This window comes from Kitasatospora sp. MBT66, assembly GCF_000710405.2.
GTDB lineage: Bacteria > Actinomycetota > Actinomycetes > Streptomycetales > Streptomycetaceae > Kitasatospora > Kitasatospora purpeofusca.
The window spans coordinates 118673-129016 of record NZ_JAIY01000003.1 but is presented as its reverse complement, the minus strand read 5'-3'; the positions used below and the strand labels follow the sequence as shown (position 1 = coordinate 129016).

Genomic DNA, 10344 nt, shown 5'->3' with positions numbered 1-10344 from the left:
CGCGGGCCAGGCCGGGGCCGCCGAGGTGGATCTCGCCCTTCTCGCCGGGCGGCACGGGGCTGAGCCGGGCGTCCAGCAGGTGCAGCCGCACCCCGGGCAGCGGCCGCCCGATCGGGACCGGCGCGGCGGACGGGTGGCCGGGGCCGGCGTGCTGCGCCCCGGCCCCCAGCACCTCCGGCGTGAGTTCGCAGAGGGTGGACGTGACGGCCGCCTCGGTCACCCCGTAGGCGTTGACCAGCCGGACCCCCGGCAGCCGCTCCAGGCAGGCCCGGCAGTCGTCGGCGTGCACGGTGTCGCCGCCCACGATGATCAGCCGCAGGCCCTCCGGCGCGGGCCCGCCGGGCGGGAACAGGCCGAGCAGGTGGTGCCAGTACGCGGGCGTGAGGTCCGCGACGGTCAGCCGCAGCTCGCGCATCCGGTGGGCCAGCTCGGTGGGCGCCCAGGTGCGGGCGCCGCCGAGCACCAGGGTGGCCCCCGCGGTCAGGGTCGCGAAGACCTGCTCCAGCGAGGTGTCGAAGCCGAGTGCGGCCAATTGGAGGACACGGTCGCGCGGAGTGAGCCCGTAGGCGTGGACCACCCGGCCGAGGGTGAAGACCAGCGCGCGATGGGTGACCGGCACGCCCTTGGGCGTGCCGGTGGTCCCCGAGGTGTAGATCAGATAGGCGAGGTCGTCCGGCCCGGCCGGGTCCCCGCCCGGCTCGATGCCTTCGCCGTCCAGCTCGATGCCTTCGCCCCAACCGCCGTCCGGCGTCACCGTCCGCGCCCCCGGGAAGGGCCGCCCGTCCGCCGAGACGACCACCTCCGCGCCGCAGTCCTCGACCAGCCGGGCCAGCCGCCGGCGCGGGTGGGCCGGGTCCAGCGGCAGGAAGGCGCCGCCCGCCTTGAGCACACCGAGCAGGGCGGTCACCAGGTCCGCGCCGCGTTCCAGGCAGACCGGGACGACCCGCTCCGGGCCGACGCCCAGGCCGCGCAGCACGCCCGCCAGCCGGTCGCTGCGGGTGTCCAGGTCACGGTAGGTGAGCGTCTCCTCGTCGGTGACCACCGCAACGGCGTCCGGGGCCTGCGCCGCCCGGGCCCGGACCAGTCCGTGCACGGTGTCCGCGAGGCCCGCGGCGCCACTGCCGGCGGCAACACGCCCGACGGCGCTCCCGACGGGGCTCCCGGGGTCGCCGGGGTCGCCGGGAGCCAGGCCGAGCCCCGGGGGACGCCACTCGCGCTCGACGTACGCACGGCACTCCGCACGCCCGGCGGGCCCGAAGACCGTCCGCCAACCGCTCGGAACCGTGAAGTCCCCGGGCCAGATCGTATACTGACCGTCCTCGTTGACCAGCACGGCGTGACGTCCGGAGCCCACTCCGGCACGTACTCCCCGTGCGCTGTCCGCTGCTTCATCCACCGGCTTGACCTCGTGCTGTAGCGGCAGAATGCTGGGAGGTGCGACATTTCCGACTATACGCACTCAAGGCCCATTTCGAACGTTCGGCCGGACCACCCCGGTCCGGCCCGGACGCTCGCGAGCCCCTGCCCGGAAATCCCACCACCCGTCACCGCGGGAGGACGGGGTGATGTCGCGGAGGAGGTAGCTCGTTGACACGTCGGCGCCAACGCCTGATGGCCTGTTACCTGGCGTGGATGGTGCTGTTCACCGGCATCTACTACGCCAATCCCTCCCAGCGGATCATCTGGTGGACGGGCATCGGCCTGGGCGGCGTCACCGCCATCGTGGTCGGCGTCCGCCTCAACCGCCCCACGCACGCCAGTTACTGGTACCTGCTCGCGCTCGCCAACCTCAGCTTCACGGCGGGCGAGGTGGTCCAGGTCATCCAGATGCAGTTCCTGCACCTGGGCAGCCCGTTCCCGTCCATCGCCGACGGCTTCTACCTCGCCGAGTACCTGCTGTACGCGGCAGGCGTGTTGGGCTTCATCCGCTGGCGGACCGCGCATCAGGACCGGGCCAGTCTGCTGGACGCGCTGATCCTCACCATGGGCCTGGCGCTGCTGGTCTGGATCTACCTGATCCTCCCCTACGCGCGGAACCCCGACCTCGACTGGTTCCAGAAGGCCGTCTCGATCGCCTACCCGCTGGGCGACGTCGTGGTGCTGGCCCTGTTGCTCCGTCTGGTCGTGCCGCGCGGCGGTGTCAGCCGCTCCCTCCAACTGCTCGCCGTCGGCACCGTCGGCCTCCTGGTCGCCGACATCGCCTACGGGCTGATCGTGCTGCACGGCAACTGGCACATCGGCACCCCCGTGGACTTCGGCTGGGCCGCCTTCTACACCGCCTGGGGCGCCGCCGCCCTGCACCCGTCCATGGTCGAGCTGACCAGACCCATCCCCAGCCAGCAGCCGGACCTCGGCCCCGGCCGGCTGGCCCTGCTCACCGCCGCCTCACTGATCGCGCCGACCATCCTGATGATCGAGGCCGCCGCGGGCAACACCAGCAACGCCGGGGTGATCGGCGCCTTCTCCGCCCTCATCTACCTGCTGGTGCTCGCCCGGCTGGCGGTCGTGGTGCGCGCCCGCCGCCAGGCTGTCGCCCGGGAACGCGCGCTGCGGCTCGCCGGCTCCGCCCTCACCTCGGCCGTCACCGTCGAGGAGGTCGCCGACGCCGTCCAGGCCGCCGCCTCCACCCTGATGCCGACCGAGCCCGGCCATGTCGCGCTGCTCGCCGTCACCGAGGGCGGCGTCCTGCACGTACGGCACGCCGAACGCGGCGCCGGCCGCCACCTGCTCGGCGCCGAGCACGAATCCGACGAGGTGCTCGCCCTCGCCGCCTACCGGGAGACCAGGCTGCTGTCCGTCGAGGACATCGGCAACGACCTCGCCACCCGGCTGAACGGCATGCCGAGCGCCCTGCTCTGCCCGCTCACCCTGGCCGAGCGCCCGTCCGGGGACCCACTGATCGGCGCCCTCATCGTCACCGGCACCGAGCAGGAGCTGACCAGCCTCTGGGGCTCGCTGGAGATCCTGGCCGGCCAGGCCGCGTTCGCGGTCGAGCGCGTCATGCTGAGCCAGGAGATCACCCGACGCGACAGCGAGGCCTACTTCCGCACCCTGGTGCAGAGCGCCAGCGACGTCATCCTGATCCTCAACGGCGACGACTCCGTCCGCTACGCCTCGGGCTCCTCCGCCGAACGTGTCCTCGGCTACCACAGCCTCTCCGGCACCCTGATCACCGACCTCGTCCCGACCGAGGACAGCCGGTCGGTCGGCAAGGCGCTGGCCCGGATGCGCAGCCGGGACGCCGGCCTCCCCGCCTCGCGCCCCGGCCGTTCCGGGCTGGACGCCCAGCGCGACCACTGGCGGCTGCTGCGCGCCGACGGCACCCCGATCGAGGTCGAGGTGCACGCCAACGACCTGCGGGCCGATCCGACGGTGGGCGGGCTGGTGCTCACCCTGCGCGACGTCACCGAGCAGCGGCAGATGGAGCGCGAGCTCACCCACCGGGCCTTCCACGACTCGCTGACCGGACTGGCCAACCGGGTGCTGTTCCTGGACCGGGTCGGCCACGCGCTCTCCCGGGGCGAGCGCAGCGGCGCCGTCACCGGGGTGCTCTTCATCGACCTGGACGACTTCAAGATGGTCAACGACACCCAGGGGCACGCGGTCGGCGACGAGCTGCTGATCGCCGTCTCGCTGCGGGTGTCGACGGCGCTGCGCACCTCGGACACGGCGGCGCGCCTGGGCGGCGACGAGTTCGCGGTGCTGGTGGAGGACGCGCTGGCGCCGGCCGACGTCGGGGCGCTCGCGGACGGCGTGCTGGCGGCGTTCGCCGAGCCGTTCCGGCTGAGCGCGGGCGCGGTGCGGGTGTCGGCCAGCATCGGGGTGGCGACGACGGAGGACAGCGTGGACGCCACCGAGCTGCTGAGCCACGCGGACCTGGCCCTGTACTCGGCGAAGTCGGCGGGCAAGCGGCAGTGGTGCCACTACCAGCCCTCGTTGCAGGCGGGCCTGGTGGCGCGGCACGAGCTGAACGAGAACCTGGACACGGCGATCGCCGAATCCGCGTTCCGGCTGTACTACCAGCCGATCGTCGACCTGGCCACGGGGGCACTGGTGGCCTTCGAGGCACTGGTGCGCTGGCCGCACGACCGGCGCGGCATGGTGCTGCCGGACGAGTTCATCGCCCTCGCCGAGGAGAGCGGCCAGATCGTGCCGCTCGGCGCCTGGGTGCTTGAGCGCGCCGCCCAGGAGACGGCCGCCTGGCACGCCGCCAGCTCCGCCGCCCGCGCCGCCGTCGGCCTGCCGCCGCTGCGGGTCAACGTCAACGTCTCGGCCCGCCAGTTCCGCGACCCGGGCTTCGTGGACGTGGTGCGCGGCGCGATCCGCTCCTCCGGGATCCCGCCGCAGTCGCTGGTCCTGGAGCTCACCGAGTCCGTGCTGATGCGCCGGGACGACCGCGTCCACACCGATATGCGCACCCTGGGCGACCTCGGCGTCGGCATCGCCATCGACGACTTCGGCACCGGCTACTCCTCGCTCTCCTACCTGCGGGAGTTCCCGATCTCGATCCTGAAGATCGACAAGTCCTTCATCGACGGCCTCAGCCTCTCCCAGCAGCAGTACGCCCTGGTGGAGGGCATCGCCAGGATCGCCGACACCCTGGGCGTGCAGGTCATCGCCGAGGGCATCGAGCACCCCGACCAGCGCGACCTGCTCGCCGCCATGGGCTGCCCCCTCGGCCAGGGCTACCTCTTCGCCCGCCCCCTCACCCCCGACCAGGCCCGCGCCTTCATCGAACAGCACACCGCCCCGCTCAACGAACCGGCCGGGCCCGGTGCTCCTACCGACTAGGCAGCGGACCGTCCCGTCCCGGCGGCTCCGCCGTCCCCCGGCCGGTCTCCGTGCGGGGAGAACACGAAGGAGGAGGCGTCCCCGTCTAGGTCGATGGTGAGCCCCGCGTCCAATGCCCGCGCCAGCCGTCGGAGCAGCGGGAGCGTGGGCAGCGAGTCCCCGCCCTCGATCGTCGAGATCTGCGGCTGCGTCATGCCCGCGCGACGGGCCAGCTCCGTCTGCGACAGCCCGAGTTCGGCCCGCCGGTCGTAGACCGCCTGACCGAGCGCGAACGCGTACCCGGCCTCCACGTAGGCCGCCGACTCCTCGACCGTCTCACCCAGGAGCTTCCTGACCCGCCGGGTCCTCCACTCGCTGTGGTTCACGGCTCCTCCTCCATACAAAAATCTGTATACCGCAGGCGGCGTCAGGAACGCCGGAAGGCGCCGGCGTGGGCCGCTGCGAGGGCGGCGGCGGCGGCGCGGTCGGCGGTGGCCTCGTCGAGGGGGTCGGGGGTGGTGAGCATGCGGTAGTAGAGGGGGGCGGAGACGGCGCGGACGACCTCGGCGGGGTCGGTGTCCGGCGGGAGTTCGCCGCGGTCGACGGCCTCGGTGACGCACGGGGCCCACTCCTCCACCCGGGCGCGGTAGAAGCGGTGCAGGGCCTCGGCGGCGTCCCGGTCGCAGGTGGCGGCGACGAGGACGGCGCGGAACAGGGCGCCCTGCCGGGGGTCGGCGAGGGTGCGGGCGACCAGGCGGGCGTTGGCCCGGAGGTCCTCGGCGAGGGATCCGGTGCGGGCGCGCGGGAGGGACTGCTCGGCCATGTCGGTCAGCAGGTCGGCGAGCAGGGCGCCGACCGAGCCCCAGCGCCGGTAGACGGTGGTGCGGCCGACCTCGGCGCGGCGGGCGACGTCGCCGAGGTCGAGCCCGGCGAAGCCGACCTCGACCAGGGCGTCCTCGGCGGCCGTGAGGGCGGCGGTCCGGACGCGGGCGGTCCGGCCGCCGGGGCGCTGCATGCTGCCCGATGCTGTCATTAACGGGATTCCTGTTCCATTAGCGAGCGCGACGGTGCTAGGGTCGAGCCATCTTAACGGCACAGAAGTCCCGTTAGCGAAGGGAAGACCTCTCATGGAGTACCGCCGCCTCGGCGCGTCCGGCCTCACCGTCCCCGCGCTCTCCCTCGGCACCGGCACCTTCGGCGGCCGCGGCCCGCTGTTCGGCGCCTGGGGCACCACCGACGAGACCGAGGCCCGCCGCCTGCTGGACATCGCCATCGACGCCGGCGTCACCCTGTTCGACACCGCCGACGTCTACTCCGACGGCGCCTCCGAGGAGGTCCTCGGCCGGGCGATCAAGGGCCGCCGCGACCAGGTGCTGATCTCCACCAAGGCCGGCCTGCCCACCGGCGACGGCCCCAACGACGCCGGCACCTCCCGCGCCCGCCTCACCACCGCCGTCGAAGCCGCCCTGCGCCGCCTCGGCACCGACCACCTCGACCTCTTCCAACTGCACGCCTTCGATGCCGCCACCCCCGTCGAGGAGGTGCTCGGCGCCCTGGACGAGCTGGTCCGGGCCGGCAAGGTCCGCTACACCGGCGTGTCCAACTTCTCCGGCTGGCAGCTGATGAAGTCGCTCGCCGCCGCCGACCGCGACGCCCGCCCCCGCTACGTCGCCCACCAGGTCTACTACTCCCTCGTCGGCCGCGACTACGAGTGGGAGCTGATGCCGCTCGGCCAGGACCAGGGCGTCGGCGCGCTGGTGTGGAGCCCGCTCGGCTGGGGCCGCCTCACCGGCAGGATCCGCCGCGGCACCCCGGTCCCGGCCGGCAGCCGCCTCCACGACACCGCCGACTACGGCCCGCCGGTGGCGGACGAGCTGCTGTACGACGTGGTCGACGCGCTGGACGCGATCGCTGCCGAGACCGGGCGCACCGTCCCCCAGGTGGCGATCAACTGGCTGCTGCGCCGCCCCACCGTCTCGTCCGTCATCATCGGCGCCCGCAACGAGGAGCAGCTGCGCCAGAACCTCGGCGCGGTCGGCTGGGAGCTGACCGCGGAGCAGGTCGCCCGGCTGGACGCGGCGAGCCTGCGCACCGCGCCGTACCCCTACTTCCCGTACCGCCGCCAGGAGGCCTTCGCCCGGCTGAACCCGCCGCTCGTGGGGTGAGGCGGCGGGAGCGGGGCCGCGGCGGTCAGAGCGGCAGCGGGAGGACGTTGACGGCCTGCGGCCCCTTCGGCCCCTGCACGAGCTGGTACTCGACGAGCTGCCCCTCGGTCAGGGTCCGGTACCCGACCCCGATGATGTCCGAGTAGTGGACGAAGACATCCTGCCCGCCGTCGGCCGGCGTGATGAAGCCGTACCCCTTGGCATCGCTGAACCACTTGACGGTGCCCAGGTTGACCACGGCCCGGTGCTCCGCCGCGGCCCCGACGGCGGTGTCCGCCCGCGCCGGGGCGGACGCCGCCGCCGTCAGGGCCGCGAGGGCGAGCAGCGGAACACACAGCACGGCCGCCAGGCGCCGGCGCTCGGGGGACGGGAAGGACATCGGGCACCTCCAGGAAGGGAGCCGGCGGACGCCGCCTCCCCACCGACCGTCGGGCCGCCGACCCTCCCCCGCAACCGGGACTCCTGCACCCGGCGGCACCGGCGACCGGCAGTCCGGCCGACACCGGGCGGCACCGGCACAGGCACCCGGCGCCCGGCGGCCCCACCGCCGCCCGGTAATCCGTTTGTCATCGCGGGCCGGAAGAAGGCAAGGTCACGGGCATGATCGAACTGCAGGAGCTGACCCCCGAGGACTGGCCGCTCTTCCGCGAGCTGCGCCTCGCCGCACTGGCCGAGGCGCCGTACGCCTTCGGCTCCACCCTGGCCGCCTGGCAGGGCGAGGGCGACCGGGAGGAGCGCTGGCGCGCCCGGCTGGAGATCCCCGGCGCCCTGGACCTCGTCGCCCTCGTGGACGGCGAGCCCGCCGCGATGGCCACCGGGGTGCCGGAGGGCGGGCACGTGGAGCTGATCTCGATGTGGGTCGGCCCGAAGGCGCGCGGCCGGGGCGTCGGCGCCCGGCTGATCGCCGAGATCGAGGGGTGGGCGGCCCGGCAGGGCTTCGCCGCCCTGCGGCTCGCCGTGATGCCGCACAACGCCCACGCCATCGCCCTGTACGAGCGCCTCGGCTTCACCGACACCGGCGAGCCGGGCGACCTGCTCCCGGACGGCGTCTCCCGCGAGCTGGTGCTGGCGAAGCCGCTGTCCGAGTCGCCGTCCCCCTGAGCACCTGCGACACCGGTCCCACACCTCCATCAACTCCCTTGTGTTTCACCGGAGTTCACACGTCCGTTCCGGCCAGAGGAGGTCCGGTTCGGGCCAGCTCCCGGCAATCGCGGCACCCGGACGGCGGGACGGTGCCTACGGTCGACAGGTCCGTAGGCAACCGTTCCGCCGCCGGCCCGCGCACGCAGGCGCGGGCATACCCACCGCGTGAAACGCCGAGCCAGGGAGTCCGTACTGTGCCGTCCTTGCTGCACTACGAGATCGTCGCGGATCCGACATCGCTCCAAGCCTCGCTCCCGAACGAGCCCTCCGTGGGGACGGTCTACCTGATCGTCTCCAACACCCACCAGGCCCAGGTCGAGTGGGACTTCATCGACGTGGCCCTGCCGCTGCTCACCCAGTCCTCGAACCTGACCGACACCCCCGCAACGGTCACCGCCACCATCGAGCGGACGTACAACAACCCCTGGGACGACCCGCTGGAGTTCGCCTGGGACGCCGCCCACGACTGCTTCCGGGCCCGGCTCTCCCAGGCGCAGCCGTCCACCCGGCAGTTCGCGCTGCTTGACGCCCACGGCGCGCTGGTGCTGAAGCTGGAGAACATCCCGGTCGCCGAGGGCGCCGGCCTGAGCCTGCTGGAGATCCGCGAGCGGGCCGGCGGCGGGGACGACAACATCGCCATGCGGCAGGACCACTACACCACCTACCTCGGGCTGGCGAAGCAGACCCCGCGCGTCCCGCGCAACTTCCGCCCGGACAAGTCGCTGCTGGACGTCGACGCGGGCGAGCAGCTGGTGCTCCGCTGGGACGGCCCCAACAGCCTGGACTACGCGATCCTCGACCAGACCGGCGCCGAGGTCCACAGCGAGCCCGCGGTGGCGGGCGCCGCCCCGGCCCACCAGGAGTACTCCTGGACCACCGCCGCCCCCAAGCGCGGCACCACCTACACCCTGGTCGCGAAGGCGGCCGGCGGCGGGCAGCAGCGCGGCTACTTCCTCACCACCACCGTGCACGCGGTGATCCCCGAGTTCGCGAGCGGGACCCGCACCCCGTGGGTGGAGGGCGTCGCGAACAAGGGCCGGCTGGTGCTCGCCGCGGACGGCGCGGAGGTCCGCAACCCCGCCGGGGGCCTGGGCCGGATCACGGCCGACAAGGCCGACGTGGACAACGTGACCACCCGGGTGGTGCAGGGCCGCACCGACAGCGCCGGCTGGATCACCTTCCCCGACCAGGGCGTCAACATCTACCACGGCCACGACAGCACCCCCGGTGTACTCACCGCCGGCCGCGTCGACGCGGAGGGCGTCAACACCAAGTGGGCCGGCAGCCGGGACGCCGGCAGCGGCTGGATCGAGTTCACCCAGCCCGGCGCCACCCTCCACAAGGACGGCAACCAGGACCTCGGCGCCCTCACCGCCGACAAGGTGGACGTCAACGGCCTCAACACCAAGTGGGTCGGCGACCGCGACGCCGGGAAGGGCTGGATCGGCTTCCCGCAGGACGGCATCGACATCCGCAAGGACGGCGGCCAGTCCTGGGGCACCGTCCACGCCGACAAGGCCGACGTCGACGGCATCAACACCAAGTGGGTCCAGGGCCGCAGCACTTCGGACGGCTGGATCGAATTCCCCGCCGAGGGCGTCCGCGTGCTGCGCGACGGCGGCCACGACCTCGGCACCGTCATCGCCGACAAGGCCGACCTCAACGGGCTGAACACCAAGTGGGTCGGCGACCGCGACGGCGGCCACGGCTGGATCGGCTTCCCGCAGGACGGCATCGACATCCGCAAGGACGGCGGCCAGTCCTGGGGCACCGTCCACGCCGACAAGGCCGACGTCGACGGCATCAACACCAAGTGGGTCCAGGGCCGCAGTACTTCGGACGGCTGGATCGAATTCCCCGCCGAGGGCCTGCGGGTGCTGCGCGACGGCGGCCACGACCTCGGCACCGTGACCGCGGGCAAGGCCGAGCTCAACGAGCTGAACACCGGCCTGGCCCTGGTCTCCGGCGAGGCGCGGGTGCGGGGCATGCTCTCCGTCGGCGGCGGGATGAAGCTGAGCCACGACGGTACGCGGATGTTCGTCACCCTGCCGGACCGGATCATCTACTCCGCGATCAACGAGTTCAAGCAGTGGGTGGGCATGGAGCGGGGCCTGACGGTCTCCTTCCAGACCGGCAGCTTCTCCGCCACCAAGGAGGGCGGGATCCTGACCCACGGCTGCGACGTCCAGTTCCAGCAGGGGACGGTGTCCATCTCCAAGGGCAACCCGCCGCAGGTGCGGTTCCTCTGACGCCCTTCGCCGTTGTT

Annotated in this window: 8 protein-coding genes; 4 read left to right on the top strand and 4 right to left on the bottom strand. The window is 73.2% G+C overall.

Translation table 11 applies throughout. From position 1 onward, the window contains the following. Positions 1 to 1354, bottom strand: a 1354-nt coding sequence (locus tag BI06_RS02585; RefSeq protein ID WP_206743628.1) for an AMP-binding protein, incomplete at its 3' end; no start/stop codon positions are given. A gap of 233 nt (positions 1355 to 1587) precedes the next feature. On the opposite strand from BI06_RS02585, the gene BI06_RS53100 reads away from it, so the two are divergent. Then, positions 1588 to 4791, top strand: coding sequence for a bifunctional diguanylate cyclase/phosphodiesterase (locus BI06_RS53100; RefSeq protein ID WP_149030242.1), 3204 nt, complete (start codon positions 1588 to 1590; stop codon positions 4789 to 4791). Here BI06_RS53100 and BI06_RS02575 read toward each other — a convergent pair. Beyond that, positions 4788 to 5156, bottom strand: coding sequence for a helix-turn-helix domain-containing protein (locus BI06_RS02575; RefSeq protein WP_043464751.1), 369 nt, complete (start codon positions 5154 to 5156; stop codon positions 4788 to 4790). The genes BI06_RS53100 and BI06_RS02575 overlap by 4 nt on opposite strands. Positions 5157 to 5197: 41 nt before the next feature. After that, on the bottom strand, positions 5198 to 5803 hold the full coding sequence (locus BI06_RS02570) for a TetR/AcrR family transcriptional regulator (protein ID WP_043464749.1): 606 nt from the start codon (positions 5801 to 5803) through the stop codon (positions 5198 to 5200). A 94-nt stretch (positions 5804 to 5897) separates the two neighbouring features. Here BI06_RS02570 and BI06_RS02565 point away from each other — a divergent pair, with 94 nt between their 5' ends. After that, on the top strand, positions 5898 to 6935 hold the full coding sequence (locus BI06_RS02565) for an aldo/keto reductase (protein ID WP_043464747.1): 1038 nt from the start codon (positions 5898 to 5900) through the stop codon (positions 6933 to 6935). A 25-nt stretch (positions 6936 to 6960) separates the two neighbouring features. Here the strand turns inward: BI06_RS02565 and BI06_RS53095 are convergent, their stop codons facing one another. Then, positions 6961 to 7164 carry a cold shock domain-containing protein gene (locus tag BI06_RS53095; protein ID WP_043465765.1) on the bottom strand — a complete coding sequence of 68 codons (204 nt, stop codon included), beginning with the start codon at positions 7162 to 7164 and terminating at the stop codon, positions 6961 to 6963. Positions 7165 to 7535: 371 nt separating this feature from the next. Here BI06_RS53095 and BI06_RS02555 point away from each other — a divergent pair, with 371 nt between their 5' ends. Both BI06_RS02555 and BI06_RS02550 read left to right on the top strand, forming a co-directional pair. Beyond that, positions 7536 to 8036 carry a GNAT family N-acetyltransferase gene (locus BI06_RS02555; protein ID WP_043464745.1) on the top strand — a complete coding sequence of 167 codons (501 nt, stop codon included), beginning with the start codon at positions 7536 to 7538 and terminating at the stop codon, positions 8034 to 8036. Between the two features lie 236 nt (positions 8037 to 8272). Further along, positions 8273 to 10327 carry a hypothetical protein gene (locus BI06_RS02550; protein WP_043464742.1) on the top strand — a complete coding sequence of 685 codons (2055 nt, stop codon included), beginning with the start codon at positions 8273 to 8275 and terminating at the stop codon, positions 10325 to 10327. Positions 10328 to 10344 lie beyond the last annotated feature (17 nt).